At 62.6% G+C, this 19,102-nt stretch carries 16 protein-coding genes; 8 read left to right on the plus strand and 8 right to left on the minus strand.

Translation table 11 applies throughout. From position 1 onward, the window contains the following. The first annotated feature begins 143 nt into the window (after window positions 1-143). Window positions 144-1,538, plus strand: coding sequence for a class II fumarate hydratase (locus tag K3F44_RS13245; protein ID WP_101321667.1), 1,395 nt, complete (start codon window positions 144-146; stop codon window positions 1,536-1,538). 51 nt (window positions 1,539-1,589) lie between these two features. Here the strand turns inward: K3F44_RS13245 and K3F44_RS13250 are convergent, their stop codons facing one another. Together K3F44_RS13250 and pap are read right to left on the minus strand one after the other, a co-directional pair. After that, complete coding sequence (locus K3F44_RS13250) at window positions 1,590-2,549, minus strand: DMT family transporter (protein WP_150570905.1); 960 nt, start codon at window positions 2,547-2,549, stop codon at window positions 1,590-1,592. A gap of 161 nt (window positions 2,550-2,710) precedes the next feature. Then, window positions 2,711-4,204: a polyphosphate:AMP phosphotransferase gene (pap, locus tag K3F44_RS13255; protein ID WP_150573814.1), complete on the minus strand. Its 1,494-nt coding sequence runs from the start codon at window positions 4,202-4,204 to the stop codon at window positions 2,711-2,713. A 123-nt stretch (window positions 4,205-4,327) separates the two neighbouring features. Here pap and mnmC point away from each other — a divergent pair, with 123 nt between their 5' ends. The 5 genes from mnmC to K3F44_RS13280 all read left to right on the plus strand — a co-directional run bounded on the left by mnmC (window position 4,328) and on the right by K3F44_RS13280 (window position 11,520). Continuing rightward, entirely contained in the window at window positions 4,328-6,304 is a 1,977-nt protein-coding gene (gene mnmC, locus K3F44_RS13260; protein ID WP_220632404.1) for a bifunctional tRNA (5-methylaminomethyl-2-thiouridine)(34)-methyltransferase MnmD/FAD-dependent 5-carboxymethylaminomethyl-2-thiouridine(34) oxidoreductase MnmC, read from the plus strand. A 141-nt stretch (window positions 6,305-6,445) separates the two neighbouring features. After that, entirely contained in the window at window positions 6,446-8,233 is a 1,788-nt protein-coding gene (locus K3F44_RS13265; protein WP_103438222.1) for an N-acetylglutaminylglutamine amidotransferase, read from the plus strand. Between the two features lie 3 nt (window positions 8,234-8,236). Then, complete coding sequence (gene ngg, locus K3F44_RS13270) at window positions 8,237-9,982, plus strand: N-acetylglutaminylglutamine synthetase (protein ID WP_101321672.1); 1,746 nt, start codon at window positions 8,237-8,239, stop codon at window positions 9,980-9,982. 64 nt (window positions 9,983-10,046) lie between these two features. Next, entirely contained in the window at window positions 10,047-11,231 is a 1,185-nt protein-coding gene (locus K3F44_RS13275) for an osmoprotectant NAGGN system M42 family peptidase (RefSeq protein ID WP_101321673.1), read from the plus strand. Window positions 11,232-11,292: 61 nt separating this feature from the next. Continuing rightward, a complete protein-coding gene (locus K3F44_RS13280) occupies window positions 11,293-11,520 on the plus strand; it encodes a YheU family protein (RefSeq protein WP_101321674.1) in 228 nt (75 codons plus the stop codon). 31 nt (window positions 11,521-11,551) lie between these two features. On the opposite strand, the gene csrA is transcribed toward K3F44_RS13280, so the two are convergent. The 3 genes from csrA to K3F44_RS13295 all read right to left on the minus strand — a co-directional run bounded on the left by csrA (window position 11,552) and on the right by K3F44_RS13295 (window position 13,861). Continuing rightward, the gene (gene csrA, locus K3F44_RS13285) at window positions 11,552-11,731 is read right to left on the minus strand and encodes a carbon storage regulator CsrA (protein WP_101321675.1); all 180 of its coding nucleotides are present in this window, start codon (window positions 11,729-11,731) and stop codon (window positions 11,552-11,554) included. Between the two features lie 940 nt (window positions 11,732-12,671). Further along, window positions 12,672-13,004: a YnfA family protein gene (locus K3F44_RS13290; RefSeq protein WP_101323088.1), complete on the minus strand. Its 333-nt coding sequence runs from the start codon at window positions 13,002-13,004 to the stop codon at window positions 12,672-12,674. Window positions 13,005-13,054: 50 nt separating this feature from the next. Next, window positions 13,055-13,861: an SDR family oxidoreductase gene (locus K3F44_RS13295; RefSeq protein ID WP_101321676.1), complete on the minus strand. Its 807-nt coding sequence runs from the start codon at window positions 13,859-13,861 to the stop codon at window positions 13,055-13,057. A gap of 197 nt (window positions 13,862-14,058) precedes the next feature. On the opposite strand from K3F44_RS13295, the gene K3F44_RS13300 reads away from it, so the two are divergent. Next, entirely contained in the window at window positions 14,059-14,217 is a 159-nt protein-coding gene (locus tag K3F44_RS13300; protein ID WP_178080836.1) for a DUF3309 family protein, read from the plus strand. Between the two features lie 82 nt (window positions 14,218-14,299). Here K3F44_RS13300 and K3F44_RS13305 read toward each other — a convergent pair whose 3' ends face one another. The 3 genes from K3F44_RS13305 to K3F44_RS13315 form a co-directional block, all read right to left on the minus strand. Continuing rightward, window positions 14,300-15,964: a cation acetate symporter gene (locus K3F44_RS13305; RefSeq protein ID WP_101321678.1), complete on the minus strand. Its 1,665-nt coding sequence runs from the start codon at window positions 15,962-15,964 to the stop codon at window positions 14,300-14,302. After that, window positions 15,961-16,272 (minus strand): DUF485 domain-containing protein, encoded by a 312-nt coding sequence (locus K3F44_RS13310; protein WP_220632405.1) that lies wholly within the window; start codon window positions 16,270-16,272, stop codon window positions 15,961-15,963. The genes K3F44_RS13305 and K3F44_RS13310 overlap by 4 nt, the downstream gene beginning before the upstream one ends. A gap of 215 nt (window positions 16,273-16,487) precedes the next feature. Further along, window positions 16,488-17,336, minus strand: a complete 849-nt coding sequence (locus tag K3F44_RS13315) for a glycine betaine ABC transporter substrate-binding protein (protein ID WP_150572549.1) — start codon at window positions 17,334-17,336, stop codon at window positions 16,488-16,490. Between the two features lie 206 nt (window positions 17,337-17,542). On the opposite strand from K3F44_RS13315, the gene K3F44_RS13320 reads away from it, so the two are divergent. Continuing rightward, window positions 17,543-19,102: a beta (1-6) glucans synthase gene (locus K3F44_RS13320; RefSeq protein ID WP_220632406.1), complete on the plus strand. Its 1,560-nt coding sequence runs from the start codon at window positions 17,543-17,545 to the stop codon at window positions 19,100-19,102.

Here is a 19,102-nt window from a genome sequence, read left to right on the forward strand (position 1 = left end):
CAGGAAAGGGAGGCGAGTACCTCAGAGACGAGCATTCTGCGCCGCGCCGGGCGCTCTACTCAAGTAGCACGATGAGCGATTGAACCGCTCGGTCGAATCGGGGCCTAAACTGCGGATTCAGACGATTATGGAGTGAACGCCGCATGAGCCGTATCGAAACAGACAGCCTGGGCCCGGTCGAAGTTCCTCAGGACGCCTACTGGGGCGCGCAAACCCAGCGCTCGCTGATCAACTTCGCCATCGGCCAGGAGCGCATGCCGCTGGCCGTTTCGCACGCCTTGGCGCTGATCAAGAAGGCCGCCGCAAGGGTCAACGACCGCAACGGTGACCTGCCGGCGGATATCGCCCGGCTGATCGAACAGGCCGCCGACGAAGTGCTCGATGGCCAGCTGGACGAGCAGTTCCCGTTGGTCGTGTGGCAGACCGGCAGCGGCACCCAAAGCAACATGAACGTCAATGAAGTGATCGCCGGGCGCGCCAACGAGCTGGCCGGCCAGGGCCGCGGCGGCAAGTCGCCGGTACACCCGAATGATCACGTCAACCGCTCGCAGAGCTCGAACGATTGCTTCCCCACCGCGATGAACATTGCCGCGGCGCAGGCAGTGCACGACAAGCTGCTGCCAGCGATTGCCGAGCTGTCGTCGGGGCTGGCCGAGCTGTCTGCGCGCCATCACAAACTGGTCAAGACTGGCCGCACGCACATGATGGACGCCACGCCGATCACTTTCGGCCAGGAGATCTCGGCGTTCGTCGCCCAGCTCGACTACGCCCAGCGAGCGATTCGCGCAGCGCTGCCGGCAGTGTATGAACTGGCCCAGGGCGGCACGGCTGTGGGCACCGGCCTGAACGCACCGCATGGCTTTGCCGAAGCCGTCGCCGCCGAGCTGGCGGCATTGTCCGGGCTGCCCTTCGTCACTGCGCCGAACAAGTTTGCCGCCCTGGCCGGGCATGAGCCGCTGGTCAACCTGGCCGGCGCGCTGAAGTCACTCGCCGTAGCCCTGATGAAAATCGCCAACGACTTGCGCCTGTTAGGCTCCGGCCCACGTGCAGGGCTGGCCGAGGTGCGCCTGCCGGCCAACGAACCGGGCAGCTCAATCATGCCCGGCAAGGTCAACCCAACTCAGTGCGAGGCGTTGTCGATGCTCGCCTGCCAGGTGCTGGGCAACGACGTCACCATCGGCTTTGCCGCCAGCCAGGGGCATCTGCAGCTAAACGTGTACAAGCCGGTGATCATTCACAACCTGCTGCAGTCGATCAACCTGCTCGCCGACGGCTGCAGCAACTTCCAGCAGCACTGCGTGGCCGGCATCGAGCCGGATGCCGAGCAGATGGCCGAGCACCTTGAGCGTGGTTTGATGCTGGTGACTGCGCTGAACCCGCATATTGGTTATGACAAGGCGGCAGAGATTGCCAAGAAGGCTTACAGCGAAGGAACGACCTTGCGCGAAGCTGCCCTGGCGTTGCAGTACTTGACCAATGAGCAATTCGATCAGTGGGTGCGCCCGGAAAACATGTTGGCGCCTGGCGCCAAGGGCTGAGTGAGTCGGGGGCTGCGCAGCGCCCCCATCATTATTAGCGGCCAACAATCCTCAACCAACCTGCAACCGAGCACGCCGCGCTCGCCAACTGGCCAGGAGCGACGGCCCCAACGCCACCAGCGCCGAACCCAGCACTACCGTCACCGCGCCGATATAACCCAGTGCATTGATCTGTTCGGCATGCACATACTCCGGCCACAGCCACGCAGCCAGCGCTACAGCGACAAACGTCACCAAGGGCGTCAACGCCAATGTCGCACTGACCCGCGACGCCTCCCAGTGCGCCAGCGCCTCGGCGAACGCGCCGTAAGCCACCAAGGTATTCAAACAGCAGGCCAACAGCAGCCAGCCTTGCAAGGGGCTCAACTGCAGCGCCTCGAGCGGATGCACCCAGGGCGTCAGCAGCGCCGCGCACCCCAGGTAGATCACCATCATCACCTGCTGCGAATTCCATACGGTGAGCAGCTGTTTTTGGCTAAGCGCATAAAACACCCAGATGCTGGTCGCCAGCAAAATGGTCAAGACACCCGTGGTGTAGGTGCCCAACGACCCCAGCAGCTCGGCCAGGCGCTGATTGAAAAACAGCCCAAAGCCCATTAGCAGCACGACCAGACCCATGCCCTGGCCCCAACTGAAGCGCTCCCTGAATACGAATACGCTGGCCACCAACAACAGCACCGGGCCGATCTGCACCACCAGCTGGGCAGTGCCGGGGCTGAGCAGCTTGAGCCCGATCAGGTACAGCACGTAGTTGCCGAGCAGGCCGAAGATGGCCAGCGCCACCAGGCCGGTACGCTTGCGGCCCAGGCCGGCAAATGGCGGCAGGCGGCGCTTGGCCGACAGCCAGATGAACAACAGCCCACCGGATACCAGCAGGCGATACCAGGTCACCGTGACCGGATCCATCACCTGCAGGACCTGCTTCAACTTGATCGGCAGGATGCCCCAGAGCAGCGCGGTCAACAGTGCCAATAGCAGGCCATGGACCCAGCGTCCGGAAGTGGTGTGCATAACGTCCTCGATCAAAGCCCGTGGTGGGGGTGATTGCAGTCTAAGGGCTTGGCAGGCGTGACAGGTCTAAAATGACTGGAAAAAAATGCATCAGGTCATTCCCTGGCGGCATGCCTACCTGCTGCGCGCTGGGCGCGACGCCGCAGGCAGGCCGTTTGCGGTTACTTCTTGTGCTTGGCGAACGCTGCTTCCAACGCCTCGTTGATGGTGCGCAGGACCTTGACCCGCGCCCAGCGCTTGTCATTGGCCTCGACCAGCGTCCAGGGTGCAATCTCGGTGCTGGTGCGGTCGACCATATCGCTGACAGCTTCGGTATAGACGTCCCATTTTTCGCGGTTTCGCCAGTCATCTTCGGTGATCTTGTAGCGTTTGAAGGGTATTTGCTCGCGCTCTTCAAAGCGCTCCAATTGGGTCTGCTGATCGATCGCCAACCAGAACTTGACCACTACCACGCCGGCGTTGCTCAGTTGCTCTTCGAAGTCATTGATTTCACCGTAGGCGCGCATCCAGTCGGCAGGCGTGCAAAAACCCTCCACCCGCTCCACCAGCACCCGGCCATACCACGAACGGTCGAAGATGGTGAACTTGCCGCGCGCCGGCACATGCCGCCAGAACCGCCACAGATAAGGCTGGGCGCGCTCATCTTCAGTAGGTGCGGCAATCGGCACGATGCGGTACTGCCGTGGGTCGAGCGCAGCGGCCACACGGCGGATCGCGCCGCCCTTGCCGGCCGCATCGTTGCCTTCGAACACCGCGACCAGAGCATGCTTGCGCATGTGTTTGTGACGCAGCAAACCGGCCAGGCGCGCTTGTTCGCTGACCAGTTGCTGCTCATAGTCCTTCTTGTCCAGGCGCTGGCTCAAATCCAGCGCGTTGATCAGGTTGAGGTCGTCGATGCTGCGGCCCAGCGGGGCGACGTTGCCCTTGTGCTTGGCCTTGGGGTCCACGGCCAGCGCGGCCTGCATGCTCTCCAGCAGGATCTGGCCGACGGCCAGGCTGCGGTAATGCGGGTCGGCGCCTTCGATCACGTGCCAGGGCGCATAGTCGCGGCTGGTGCGGCGCAGCACGCGCTCGCCGAAGCGCACGAAGCGGTCGTAGGTCTGCGACTGTTGCCAGTCCAACGGGCTGATCCGCCAGCTGTGCAGCGGGTCGTCGCGCAGGGTCTTGAGGCGCGCCTTCATCTGCTTCTTGGACAAGTGAAACCAGAACTTGATGATCAACGCGCCTTCATCGCAGAGCATCTGTTCCAGCCGCTCGGCGCCGGCAATCGCTTGATCGAGCACGGCGTCCTTGAATTGACCATGCACCCGGCCTTGCAGCATCTGGCTGTACCAGTTGCCGAAAAACACCCCCATCCGGCCCTTCGGTGGCAGCGCCCGCCAATAGCGCCAGGCGGGCGGCCGGGCCAGTTCTTCGTCGGTCTGCTGGTCGAAGGTCAGCACGTCGATCAGGCGCGGGTCCATCCATTCGTTGAGCAACTTGACCGTCTCACCCTTGCCGGCGCCTTCGATGCCATTGATGAGGATGATCACCGGTAGGCGAGACTGCTGCTTGAGCTCGTACTGAGCGTCGAGCAGCGCCTCGCGCAGCGCCGGCACTGCAGCATCAAAGGTGTCCTTGTCGATGTGGTGACCGATTTGCGCAGATTCGAACATGCTGGCGTGGCTCCTTCATTGGAATGACAAGACTAGCGGATCGGCAGCGATTTATGCGCTTGCGTGCAGCCTAAGACCTGCGCAATGGCTTAAAATCCCGCTTCCGCTGCCGCCGAGCCGACCATGCCAGACCCTACCCTCCCCCAGCACGCCCAGATTGACTGGGACGATCAGGGCCGCCCGCACTCGCGGCAATACGACGACGTGTACTTCTCCACCACTGAAGGCAGCCTCGAAACCCAATACGTGTTCATCGAAGGCAACCGCCTGCGCCAGCGCTTTGCCGAGCTGCCAGCCGATGGCTGCCTGGTGATCGGCGAGACCGGGTTTGGCACCGGGATGAACTTCTACTGCGCCTGGCAGCTGTTTGCCGAGCAGGCCACGGGCGGCGCCCGCCTGCATTTCGTCAGCGTCGAAAAGTACCCGTTGAGCCTTGCCGACCTGAGCCGCGCCGTTAAGCTGTGGCCGGAGCTGGCGGCTTACTGGCAGCCGCTGCTGGACCAGTACGTGGCAGTGCATCCGGGCTTTCAGCAGTTCAGTTTCGACGGCGGCCGGGTGACCCTGACCTTGCTGATCGGTGATGTACTCGAGCAACTGCCGCTGCTCGATGCGCGCATCGACGCATGGTTCCTCGACGGTTTTGCGCCGGCGAAAAACCCCGACATGTGGACCCCCGAGCTGTTCGCGCAACTGGCGCGGCTGTCGCATGCAGGCACCAGCATCGGCACCTTCACCACCACCGGCTGGGTCCGCCGGAGCCTGATTGAGGCCGGCTTCAGCATGAAGAAGGTGCCTGGGCTGGGCACCAAGTGGGAGGTGATGCACGGCCACTACAGCGGCCAGCCGGCGGTGACCGCCACGGCACCGTGGTACGCCCGCCCAACAGCCACCAGCGGCCCGCGCCAGGCACTGGTGATCGGCGCCGGGCTGGCTGGCAGCGCCAGCGCCGCCAGCCTGGCCACACGAGGTTGGCAGGTCACTGTGCTGGAGCGCCATGCTGCGCCTGCACAGGAAGCCTCGGGCAACCCGCAAGGCGTGCTGTATTTGAAGCTGTCTGCCCATGGCACAGCGCTGTCGCAGATGATCGTCGCCGGCTTCGGCTACACCCGCCGTTATCTGGAGCGGATGCAGCGCGGACGCGACTGGGATGCTTGCGGCGTGCTGCAACTGGCCTTCGATGACAAGGAAGCCGCGCGTCAGGCCAAGCTCGCTGGCGCCTTCGACAGCAGCCTGTTGCGCCCGCTGAGCCAGCTCGAAGCCGAGCAGGTGGCAGGGGTCAGCCTGGCCAGTGGCGGCCTGTTTTATCCACAGGGTGGCTGGGTGCACCCGCCGGCGCTGTGCGCTGCGCAATTGCAGCACCCGCGCATTGAAGTAAAGGTGCATCAGGAAGTGCTCGAGCTGCGCCAGGTCGATGGCCTCTGGCAAGCCTGGGCCGGCGCGCGTCTGCTGGCCACTGCGCCGGTGGTGGTGCTGGCCGGCGCGGCCGACGTGCGCGCTTTTGCGCGGTGTGCCGAGCTGCCGCTCAAACGCATCCGTGGGCAGATCACCCGCTTGCCGGCCACTGCCGAGAGCCGTGCATTGAGCACGGTGGTCTGTGCTGAAGGCTATGTGGCGCCGGTGCGTGACGACGAACACACGCTTGGCGCCAGCTTTGACTTCCACAGCGACGACCTGACCCCGACCGTGGCCGAGCACCAAGGCAACCTCGAGCTGCTTGAAGAAATCTCTACCGACCTCGGTCAACGTCTGCAGCTGGCCACACTGGACCCGGCACTGCTGCAAGGGCGCGCGGCGTTTCGCTGCACCAGCCCGGACTATCTGCCGATCGTCGGGCCGATTGCTGACGCTCAAGGCTTCAACGAAGCCTATGCCATGTTGCGCAAGGATGCTCGGCAATTGCCTGCAGTCGACTGCCCGTGGCTGGATGGCCTGTATGTAAACACCGGGCATGGCTCGCGAGGCCTGATCACCGCCCCGCTCAGCGGTGAGTTGCTGGCGGCCTGGATCTGTGGCGAACCCTTGCCGGTGCCGCGGTCGGTAGCTGAAGCGTGCCACCCGAATCGCTTTGCATTACGCGCCCTGATTCGCGGCAAGGCCTGAGCAATGGGCTGCTTGCAGCCCAGCGACCATTCATCCCTTATAACCGATTGATATAAAACTCTCAGAAACCGCTCCGGTCCTTACCTAAGTGCCCGTCATCCGGCGAGGCACCTTCCCCAACGGCAAAACCGGTAAGGACTTATGTGCGGATTAGCTGGAGAGTTACGTTTTACCCCGATCAATCAGGCCCCGCGCCCCGCGGATCTGGCTGCGGTTGAGCGCATCACCCACCATCTGGCCCCACGCGGCCCGGATGCCTGGGGCTTCCATAGCCAAGGACCGATTGCCCTCGGCCATCGGCGCTTGAAGATCATGGACTTGTCCGACGGCTCGGCGCAGCCGATGGTCGACAACAACCTCGGCCTGTCGCTGGCGTTCAACGGCGCCATCTACAACTTCCCGGAACTGCGCCAGGAGCTGCTCGACCTGGGTTATACGTTCTGGTCCGACGGCGACACCGAAGTGCTGCTCAAGGGCTATCACGCCTGGGGCGCCGCGCTGCTGCCCAAGCTCAACGGCATGTTCGCGCTGGCCATTTGGGAGCGCGACACCCAGCGCCTGTTCCTGGCCCGTGACCGCCTTGGCGTGAAGCCGCTGTACCTGTCGCGCAACGGTGAGCGCCTGCGCTTTGCCTCGACCCTGCCGGCACTGCTCAAAGGCGGCGATATCGACCCGGTGATCGACCCGGTCGCACTCAATCACTACCTCAACTTCCACGCTGTGGTGCCGGCGCCGCGCACCTTGCTGGCCAATGTGCAAAAGCTCGAACCTGGCACCTGGATGCGTGTCGACCGCCACGGCGAAGTCGAACGTCAAACCTGGTGGCAGCTCAAGTACGGGCCGAATGCCGACGAGCAGAAGCTCGACCTGGAGGATTGGACCACCCGCGTACTCGATGCCACCCGCGATGCTGTGGCGATTCGCCAACGCGCTGCGGTGGATGTCGGTGTACTGCTGTCAGGTGGTGTCGATTCGAGCCTGTTGGTCGGTCTGCTGCGCGACGTTGGCGTGGACGACCTGTCGACCTTCTCGATCGGCTTCCAGGATGCTGGCGGTGAGCGCGGCGACGAGTTCGAATTTTCCGACCTGATCGCCCGTCACTACGGCACTCGTCACCACCAGCTGCGCATCGATGAACACGAAATCATCGACCAGTTGCCGGCGGCGTTCCGCGCCATGAGCGAGCCGATGGTCAGCCACGACTGCATCGCTTTCTATCTGCTATCGCGTGAAGTCGCCAAGCACTGCAAGGGCGTACAGAGCGGCCAGGGTGCCGATGAGCTGTTTGCCGGTTACCACTGGTACCCGCAGGTTGATGGCGCAGCGGACCCGTACTCGGCCTACCGCGATGCGTTCTTTGACCGCAGCCATGCCGAATACCGCGAGACGGTGCAGGCACCGTGGCTGCTGGACAACGACGCAGCCGGTGATTTTGTTCGCGAGCATTTCGCCCGCCCTGGCGCGGCCGATGCGGTAGACAAAGCGTTGCGTCTGGACAGCACGGTGATGCTGGTCGATGACCCCGTCAAACGCGTCGACAACATGACCATGGCCTGGGGCCTGGAGGCGCGCACGCCGTTCCTCGATTATCGCCTGGCGGAACTCTCGGCGCGGATCCCGGCACGCTTCAAGCTGCCCGATGGCGGCAAGCAGGTGCTCAAATCGGCCGCACGTCGGGTCATCCCGCATGAGGTGATCGACCGCAAGAAGGGTTACTTCCCGGTCCCTGGCCTCAAGCACCTGGAAGGCGCCACCCTCGGTTGGGTGCGCGACCTGCTGACCGACCCAAGCCAGGACCGTGGCCTGTTCAACCCGGCCATGATCGACAAGCTGCTGAGCAATCCGCATGGCCAGTTGACCCCACTGCGCGGCTCCAAGCTGTGGCAGTTGGCGGCACTGAACCTGTGGCTCAGTGAACAAGGAATCTGATCGATGAAAGCCCACGAAACAGCCTACGGCCAGCGCTTGCTGCGCGGCCAGGCCCCCTCCTACGCGCGGCTGCAGGCGCGCCTGGCCGAAGACGGCAGCGAGCCGCACGACCAGCCGCGAGCAGTCCACTGCGGCTGGGGCCGGCTGCTGATCGGCCATACCTACCCGGACCCCAGCTGCCTGGCACAGGCGCTGCTGGAAGAAGCCGCCGGTGAACGCGACATTGCCCTCTACGTGGCGGCGCCGCATCAGGTACTGGCGCACGCTCCGCAACAGCTGTTTCTCGACCCCTCGGACACCCTGCGCCTGTGGTTCAGCGACTACCGCCCGGCGCAGCGGGTGTTCCGCGGTTTTCGTATTCGCCGGGCACAGAGCGAAAGCGACTGGCAGGCGATCAATGCGCTGTACCAGGCGCGCGGCATGCTCCCGGTCAACGCCGAGCTGCTCACCCCGCGCCATCAAGGCGGGCCGGTGTACTGGCTGGCCGAGGATGAAGACACCCATGCTGTGATCGGCAGCGTGATGGGCCTCAATCACAGCAAGTCGTTCGATGACCCCGAGCATGGCAGCAGCCTCTGGTGCCTGGCCGTCGACCCGCGCTGCAGCCGGCCTGGGGTTGGCGAGGTGCTGGTACGGCATTTGATCGAGCACTTCATGAGCCGCGAGCTGGCCTATCTGGATTTGTCGGTGATGCATGACAACCGCCAGGCCAAGCGCCTCTACGAAAAGCTCGGCTTTCGCAACTTGCCGACCTTTGCCGTCAAGCGCAAGAACGGCATCAACCAGACCCTGTTCCTCGGGCCTGGGCCTGAGGCCGAGCTCAACCCGTACGCGCGCATCATTGTTGACGAAGCCCACCGCCGCGGCATCGAAGTGCAGGTCGACGACGCCAAGGCCGGCTTGTTCACCCTCAGCCTGGGCGGGCGCCGGGTACGCTGCCGCGAGTCGCTCAGCGACCTCACCAGCGCCGTCAGCATGACCCTCTGCCAGGACAAGCGCCTGACCCAGCACGCGCTGGAAAAGGCCGGGCTGAAGGTGCCGGTGCAACAGCTGGCGGGCAATGCCGACGACAACCTGGCGTTTCTGGAAGAGCACGGCGCGGTAGTGGTCAAGCCGGTCGATGGCGAGCAAGGCCAGGGGGTGGCGGTCAATCTGACCACGCTTGAGGAGGTTTCCCAGGCCGTCGCACACGCCCAGCGTTTTGATAGCCGGGTACTGCTCGAGAGCTTCCATCCGGGGTATGACCTGCGCATCGTGGTCATCGGCCACGAAGTGGTGGCCGCAGCCATTCGCCACCCGGCACAGGTTATCGGTGACGGCACGCACAGCGTCAAGGCGCTGATCGAAGCCCAGAGCCGCCGCCGCGAGGCTGCCACGGCCGGCGAAAGCCGCATCCCGATGGATGAAGAAACCGAGCGCACCGTGCGTGCGGCAGGTCATGAGTACGGCGATATTCTGCCGGCAGGTGAGCGCCTGGCGGTACGCCGTGCGGCTAATCTGCACACCGGCGGCATTCTCGAAGATGTCACCGAACGTTTACATCCGGCCCTGGCCGATGCCGCCGTGCGCGCGGCGCGGGCGCTGGATATTCCCGTGGTCGGCCTGGACTTCATGGTGGGCGATGCCAGCCAGCCCGACTACGTGATCATCGAAGCCAACGAGCGCGTTGGCCTGGCCAACCATGAACCGCAACCCACGGCCGAGCGCTTTGTCGATCTGCTGTTTCCGCACAGCCGGGCGCCAGCCTGAATCACCCAGGGGGCCTGCGCGGTAACCACGTCAGGCCACCCTGCCCCACCGCCGAGGAGTGACTATGTCTGTAACCCACCCCGAACCGGATCTGGACTACCTGAAACGTGTCCTGCTGGAAATGCTCGCCATCCCCAGCCCGACCGGCTTTACCGATACCATCGTGCGCTATGTCGCCGAACGTCTGGATGAGCTGGGCATTCCTTTCGAGCTGACCCGCCGCGGGACTATCCGCGCCACCCTCAAAGGTCGGCAAAGTTCGCCTGACCGCGCTGTATCAGCCCACCTCGACACCATCGGCGCCAGCGTGCGCCAGTTGCAGGACAACGGCCGCCTGGCCCTGGCGCCGGTCGGCTGCTGGTCGAGCCGGTTTGCCGAGGGCAGCCGGGTCAGCGTCTTTACCGACACCGGTGTGTTCCGCGGCAGCGTGTTGCCGCTGATGGCCAGCGGGCATGCATTCAACACCGCCATCGACCAGATGCCGATCAGCTGGGACCACGTTGAAGTGCGCCTGGACGCCTACTGCGCGACCCGCGCCGACTGCGAGGCGTTGGGGATCTCGATTGGTGACTTCGTCGCCTTCGATCCCCTGCCCGAGTTCACCGAAAGCGGCCATATCAGCGCCCGCCATCTGGACGACAAGGCCGGTGTGGCAGCGCTGCTTGCTGCGCTCAAGGCGGTGGTGGAAAGCGGCCAGCAGCCGCTGATCGACTGCCACCCGCTGTTCACCATCACCGAAGAGACTGGCTCTGGTGCTGCAGGTGCATTGCCGTGGGACGTCAGTGAATTTGTCGGCATCGACATTGCGCCGGTGGCACCTGGGCAGGCCTCCAGCGAGCATGCGGTGAGCGTGGCGATGCAGGATTCGTCGGGGCCGTACGATTACCACCTGTCGAGGCACCTGCTCAAGCTTGCCAACGACCAGCAACTGCCGGTACGCCGCGATCTGTTCCGCTACTACTTCAGCGATGCGCACTCGGCGGTTACGGCGGGCCATGACATCCGCACGGCGCTGGTGGCATTTGGTTGCGATGCCACCCACGGGTATGAGCGGACCCATATCGACAGCCTGGCAACCCTCAGCCGGCTGCTCTCGGGTTACCTGCTCAGCCCACCGGTGTTTGCCAGCGATTCGAACCCGACCAATGCTTCGCTGGAGCGCTTCAGTCACCAGATAGAGCATGACGCCCAGATGGAGAGCGATACCCGTGTGCCGCCGGTCGACAGCCTTTTGGGTAACAAGCTGTGACGCCTGTGGTGCGCGAATCGCGTAGCATGGCGGGATTGTCGATCAATCTACGAAGTTGCCCATGCTGATCCCTTACGACCAACTCGAAGCTGAAACCCTGACCCGCCTGATCGAGGACTTCGTGACTCGCGAAGGCACCGATAACGGCGATGACACGCCGCTGGAAACCCGTGTGCTGCGGGTGCGCCAGGCGTTGGCCAAGGGTCAGGCGTTTATCCTGTTTGATCTGGAAAGCCAGCAGTGCCAGCTGCTGGCCAAGCATGATGTGCCCAAGGAGCTGTTCGAGTAATGCTGTGGGGGCTGCGAGCCGGTCCCCCTTTTTACTGCTCCCGCACTTCGCGGGCTTTGATTCGCTTGTAGATTTCACAGCGGTGTACGGGTAGGTCGCGTGGGGCGTCGATGCCCAGGCGGACGATGCCGTGGTCGATCGCTACTACCACGATCTGGATGTCATCGTTGATGGCGATGACCTGGCCAACTTCGCGAGTCAGTACCAGCATGCTTTGATCCTCCTCGTTCCAGGGAAGATTGGAGACTGCACCGGGTACATTCGCCTACACAACGTTGCTCCTGCTAAATAGATCGGTCCTACGCTTGAGGGTAAAAATCCCTACAAGTTTGGGGTGGTTTTGGGGTGGTTGGGGGACGGGTGTTTCAGGGTTATTGTGGGCTTATCCGGTTTATCGATGGGTGGGACTGGCCCCTTTCGCCCTTACGGCGAGTTACTTTTTGGCAAACGCCCCAAAAAGTAACCAAAAGGGCCTGGCTCCCACTTACGGCCCCTGCGCTGCGCTGCGGGGTTCCCTCACTCCGGCATTGCTCCCGTGAGGACCTGCGTTCGGCCTTCTGAGGTGGCGGGTAGATCAAGAGCACGCCTCGCTGCGCTGGCGCAGATCAAAAGCGACAGTCAAAAGCTGGGGCCGCTTTGCGGCCCTTCGCGGGTGAACCCGCTCCCACAGGGATCTGAGGGGTCTCAGGTCAGCATTGATCCCTTTGGTCCAGCGCTGCAGCAGCCTCGCCTCCACAATGACCACACACCCCCGGCCAACGCGAACCCTGTGGGAGCGGGTTCACCCGCGAAGGGCCGCAAAGCGGCCCCCGCTCTTGATCTGCGCCAGCGCAGCGAGGCGTGCTCTTGATCTTGCTCTTGATCTACCGGCGACTCAGGAGGCCGAGCGCAGGTCTTGCGAAGGGAGGTGACGGGCATGGATGCCCGTCAAGCGCTGCGGCCCAGGATGGGCCGTACAGCGCGGTCCTCCCGGGAGCAAGACCGGAGCGAGGGCCCCCCCGCAGCGCAGCGAAGGGGCCGGATGTGGAGCCAAGCCCTTTTTTGGTTACTTTTTTGGGGCGTCTGCCAAAAAAGTGACTCGCCGTAAGGGCGAAAGGGGCCAGAACTGCATACAAATCAAATGGATAAGCCCACAACCGGATAAGCCCCATTCACCCCTGCTGCAACCGCGGCCCAAACACAATAATCGTGGCCCCAACCACACACAACAGCGCCCCAAGCCAATCGCTGCCCAACGGCCGAACCCGCTCAACCAGTGCCAGCCAAAGCAGCGAAGAAACAATATAGATCCCGCCATAAGCCGCATAAGCCCGTCCCGCATAGGCGGCCTCGACCCGCGTCAATATCAACCCAAAAACACTCAGGCTGACCAGCGCCGGCACCACCCACCAGGCACTCTTGCCCAACCGCAGCCACAGGTAAAACGCATAGCACCCGCCAATCTCGAACAACGCCGCAAGAAAGAACCAGAAGTAATTGACCACAGCCCACGCCCGTGCAGATTCAAAGCTGCCGAGCATACCTCACTCGCCGACTACTGCCGCGCCTTGGCGCGCATCTTCACCGCCATCCCCGCCATCTCGGCATACAACAATTCCGGCGTCTGGCACTTGAGTTTCCAGGCAGCACGCCCCGCCTCATGCGGCAGGATCAAAAACTCATCAGCAGCAATCCGCTCATGCATGTAGTCGGCAATTTCGGCAGCACTGATTGGCGAGCCTTCGAGCAACTTGCCCACCTGGGCTTTCATCGCTGGGTCCGGCCCGCGGAAAGAATCCAGCAGGTTGGTCTGGAAGAACGACGGGCACACCACATGCACCGCTACCTGCACCTGACGCAGCTCGACCAGCAGGCTCTCCGACAACGCCAACACCCCGGCCTTGGCCACGTTGTAGTTGCTCATGCCCGGCCCCTGCATCAATGCTGCCATCGAGGCGATGTTGACGATTCGTCCCTGGCTGCGCTCGAGCAATGGCAAAAACGCCTTGCAGCCTTTGACCACGCCCATCAGGTTGACCGCCAGTTGCCAGTCCCAGTCCTCCAGCGACAACTCGGCAAAAAACCCGCCCGAAGCAACCCCGGCATTGTTGACGATCATGTCGATGCCGGCAAAGCGTTCCTCGCAGGCCTGGGCCAGCGCCGTCAGCTGGCTGTAGTCGCGCACGTCACAACGTTGCACAAAACCTTCGCCACCAGCCGCCTGCACCAGCTCAAGAGTCTCGCGCAGACCGGCCTCGTTGACATCGGCCAGCGCCAGGCGCCAACCCTCGCGCGCCCAACGCAGGGCAATTTCACGGCCGAGGCCAGACCCGGCGCCGGTAATCATCATTCGCTTGTGCATGCTGCAGGCCTTGTTTGGTGGGCAATAGCGCGAGTCTAGCCAAGGCCGGCCAGGGCCTGGTGCGCTATCGAAATGCTGAATGAGCGAACATGCCGCCAAGGCAAATAATCAATTGAATTTTCTTGTAACAGCCGAGGTCGGAAATGTAAGCGGCCAGGATTGCCCGGCCCCTTCCCCCACGAAAACACGCAAGGATTCTGCCCATGACCACGATCCTCATCATCATCCTGATTCTGCTGCTGGTTGGCGGCTTGCCAGTCTTCCCTCACTCGCGCAGCTGGGGCTATGGCCCGTCCGGCATCATTGGTGCGGTCCTGGTGGTTCTGTTGGTGCTGTTGCTGCTTGGCATGATATGACCCGGCGCTGGCAGCTTGACCTGCCAGCCGCACAATAAAAAAACGCCCCGCAATGCGGGGCGTTTTTTATTGGGTCAAGCGGTTAGTGAGAAACCGCACCACTGGCGCCCAGGCCGGTTTGCGAACGGACGAACTGTGGGAAGAACAGCGCACGCTCGTTGACCGCTTCCTTGGACTTGTCGGTGACCGAGAAGAACCAGATTCCGACGAAGGCGATCAGCATCGAGAACAGTGCTGGGTATTCGTACGGGTAGATGGCCTTTTCATGACCGAGGATCTGCACCCAGATGGTCGGGCCAAGGATCATCAGGCCAACGGCACTGATCAGGCCCAGCCAGCCGCCAATCATCGCGCCGCGGGTGGTCAGCTTCTTCCAGTACATCGAGAGCAGCAGTACCGGGAAGTTACAGCTGGCGGCAATGGAGAACGCCAGGCCAACCATGAAGGCAATGTTCTGCTTCTCGAACAGAATGCCCAGCCCGATCGCCAGCACGCCGAGGAAGATCGTGGTGATCTTCGACACCCGGATCTCATCCTTGTCGTTGGCCTTGCCTTTGCGCCAGACGCTGGCATACAGGTCATGCGACACCGCCGAGGCACCGGCCAGGGTCAGGCCGGCAACCACTGCCAGGATGGTGGCGAAAGCGACTGCCGAGATGAAGCCGAGGAAGATACTGCCACCCACAGCGTCAGCCAGGTGCACCGCAGCCATGTTGTTGCCACCCAGCAGTGCGCCGGCGGCGTCCTTGAAGTCCGGGTTGGTGCTGACCAACAGGATCGCGCCGAAGCCGATGATGAAGGTCAGGATGTAGAAGTAACCAATGAAGCCGGTGGCGTACAGCACGCTCTTACGCGCTTCCTTGGCATCGCTGACGGTGAAGAAGCGCATCAGGATGTGCGGCAGGCCGGCGGTACCGAACATCAGTGCCAGGCCCAGCGAGAACGCCGAAATCGGGTCTTTGACCAGGCCACCCGGGCTCATGATCGCTTCACCCTTGGCGTGTACCTTGATCGCTTCGGAGAACAGCGTGTTGAAGTCGAAGTTGACGTGTTTCATCACCATCAGCGCCATGAAGCTGGCACCGGACAGCAGCAGCACTGCCTTGATGATCTGCACCCAGGTGGTCGCCAGCATGCCGCCGAACAGCACGTACATGCACATCAGGATGCCGACCAGAATCACCGCAACGTGGTAGTCCAGACCGAACAGCAGCTCGATCAGCTTGCCGGCACCGACCATCTGCGCGATCAGGTAGAACGCTACCACCACCAGCGAACCGGAGGCCGACAGGGTGCGGATCTGTTTTTGCCCGAGGCGATAGGACGCCACGTCGGCAAAGGTGTACTTGCCCAGGTTACGCAGGCGCTCGGCGATCAGGAACAGAATGATCGGCCAGCCGACCAGGAAGCCGATCGAGTAGATCAGCCCGTCGTAACCGGAGGTGAACACCAGCGCAGAAATACCCAGAAAGGACGCCGCAGACATGTAGTCACCGGCAATCGCCAGGCCGTTCTGGAAACCGGTGATCTTGCCGCCGGCTGCGTAGTAGTCCGAGGCTGACTTGTTGCGCTTCGAAGCCCAGTAGGTAATCCCCAGGGTGAACAACACAAAGGCCAGGAACATCAGAATGGCAGCCATGTTCAGGGGCTGTTTCTGCACCTCGCCAGTGAGCGCGTCAGCCGCCCACACAGCGGGTGCGAAGACACCGCAGGCCAATATGGCCAAAGTTTTGGTAGGTCGCATCATTGCTTGGCCTCCGCCAGAATTGCCTTGTTCAGTTCGTCGAACTCGCCGTTGGCGCGACGCACATAGATGGCGGTCAGCACAAAGGCTGAAAGGATCAGGCCGACGCCCAGGGGGATACCCCAGGTGATGGACGACTGTGGGCTGATCTTGGCGCCGAGCAGGTGCGGGCCATAGGCGATGAGCAAGATGAATCCGCAATAGAGGCCGAGCATGATTGCCGAAAGAATCCAGGCGAATCGCTCGCGTTTGCTGACCAGTTCCTTGAAGCGCGGACTGTTCTGTATCGAGAGGTAAATGCTGTCGTTCATTGTTTTTGTCCTAGCAGCACAGATTATGGATAACCCACCTGTAACTTTATGCTGCAGTTGGACGCCAACCAGACGACCTTAGTCTTAGATGCAAGAGTGTTTTGCGGTTTTGGTAACAAACCTCAGGCAGCGCAGCGCTTTTTCAGCTGAAAACAGCGCGCCCAAGGTGACGACTCAACCTTGGGCGGCGATGCTGCTATGGCTCGTTCAACGCGTTACTTGGCAGTCCACTCCGCCACGCGCTCAGGGTGTTTGGCGACCCAATCCTTGGCCGCTTGTTCTGGCTTGGCGCCATCCTGAATGGCCAGCATGACTTCGCCGATCTCATCCTTGGACTGCCACTGGAACTTCTTCAGGAACGCTGCAACTTCCGGGGCCTTTTTCTCCAGGTCCTTGCTGCCGATGCTGTTGACGGTTTCAGCCGCACCAAAAACGCCTTTCGGGTCTTCGAGGAACTTCAGCTTCCACTTGGCGAACATCCAGTGCGGCACCCAACCGGTAACAGCAATCGACTCCTGCTTTTTCTCGGCGCGGCCCAGTTCGGCGGTCATGCCCGCGCCGGAACTGGCCTGCAGCTTGTAACCGGTCAGGTCGTAATCCTTTATCGCCTGCTCGGTCTTGATCATCACGCCCGAACCTGCGTCGATGCCGACGATCTTCTGTTTGAAGCTGGTGTCGGTCTTGAGGTCTGCGATGCTGTTGGCCTTGACGTACTCAGGCACGATCAAGCCGATCTTGGCGTCTTTGAAGTTAGGCCCGAAGTCGACCACCTTGTCCTTGTTCTTGGCCCAGTATTCACCATGGGTCACCGGCAGCCAGGCCGAGAGGATCGCATCGAGTTTGCCGGTGGCAACCCCTTGCCACATGATCCCGGCCGCCACTGCCTGCAGCTTGACGTCATAGCCGAGCTTTTCCTTGATAACCTCGGCGGCAACGTTGGTGGTCGCAACACTGTCGGCCCAGCCATCGACATAACCGATGCTTACTTCTTTAGCCATGGCCTGCCCAGCGCTCATGGCCAACAACAGGGCGGACCCCACCCCCAGCATACGTCGCATGTTCATCAATGCATCCCCTCGTCAGGTCTCGGAGATAGCATCATCAACCTGCAACAAAGCGCGACCTGCTCCAGCCGCGACCTCTACCTTAACCAGATGCGACAGCACTTGGCCATTAGCGCCATCGGCCGACATTGGCCTGCGCGATCCTTGCATGCCAATGCGTTGGCGCCGGCGATTTGCGGCTATCATCTAGCCCTTTGCGCCTGACGATGGACCGCCCGATGCCCCGCTCCGCCCGCAATCTGCTGCCACTCTTTCTCTTCGCCTGCCTGCTCGCCCTCGCCGGGCTGGGCGCGCTCTGGTACGGCCTGGGCAAGCCGGTGCTGCTGCCCGACGCCGCCAGCCCGACGCATAAACTGCAGTGCGCCTCGTACACCCCGTTCGACAAGGACCAATCGCCGTTCGACCAGCCGTTTCGCCTGCGCCCGGCGCGGATGGACGCCGACCTAGCCCTGCTGGCCGAACGTTTTCAGTGCATCCGCACCTATTCGATGACCGGTCTTGAGGCGATCCCGGCGCTGGCGCGCAAGCATGGCCTGAAAGTCATGCTCGGCGCCTGGGTGAATGCCAATCCGGTCGACAGTGACAAGGAAGTCGCATTGCTTATTGCCGCCGCCAATGCCAACCCTGATGTGGTCAGTGCAGTGATCGTCGGCAACGAGACCCTGCTGCGCAAGGAAGTCACCGGCGAGCGCCTGGCCGAGCTGATCAAGCGGGTCAAGGCCCAGGTCACGGTGCCAGTGACCTACGCCGATGTCTGGGAATTCTGGCTGCAGCATCCACAGATCGCGCCGGCAGTAGACTTCCTGACCATTCACCTGCTGCCGTACTGGGAAGATGACCCACGCAGCATCGACCAGGCATTGGCCCATGTCGCCGAGGTGCGCCAGGTATTCGGCGCCCGTTTTGCGCCCAAGCAGATCATGATCGGCGAGACCGGCTGGCCCAGCGAAGGCCGCCAGCGTGAAACCGCGCTGCCCAGCCGGGTCAACGAGGCACGCTTCATTCGCGGTTTTGTAGCGATGGCAGAGCAGAACGACTGGAGCTACAACCTGATCGAAGCCTTCGACCAGCCCTGGAAGCGCGCCAGCGAAGGTGCGGTGGGCGGTTACTGGGGGTTGTACGACGCCGACCGGCAGGATAAAGGCATTCTCGAAGGGCCGGTCAGCAACCTGGCTCTTTGGCCACAGTGGTTGGCGGCGAGTGCGCTGTTGCTGCTGGCGGCACTGCTGTTTGCCGGGCGCCCGGTCAATGCCCGGGCCGCACTGCTGCTGCCGTTGCTTGCAGCGATTGGTGCTGCCAGCCTTGGCCTATGGGGCGAATTGATGCGGACCAACGCACGCTTTGCCGGCGAATGGCTGTGGGCAGTGTTGCTGGCAGGCCTGAACCTGCTGGTGCTGGCCCACGCCCTGCTGGCCTTGGCGCAGCGCCAGGGTTGGCGTGAGCGGCTGTTTGCCTGGTTTGAAGCGCGCGCCGGCTGGCTGTTGCTGGCGGCGGGTTTCGCCGCTGCAGTGAGCATGCTGGCGATGGTCTTCGAGCCGCGCTATCGCAGCTTCCCGACTGCCTCGTTGCTGTTGCCGGCGCTGGTGTACTTGCTGCGACCAGTCGTGGCGCGTCGGGCCGAGGTGGCCTTGCTGGCATTCATCATCGGCGCCGGGGTGCTGCCACAGCTGTACCGTGAAGGGCTGGCCAACCAGCAAGCCTGGGCCTGGGCAGTGGTCAGCGTACTGATGGTCGGCGCGTTGTGGCGCAGTTTGCGTAAGCGCTGA

The sequence above is a fragment of the Pseudomonas sp. S07E 245 genome (genome assembly GCF_019599025.1).
GTDB lineage: Bacteria > Pseudomonadota > Gammaproteobacteria > Pseudomonadales > Pseudomonadaceae > Aquipseudomonas > Aquipseudomonas shirazensis.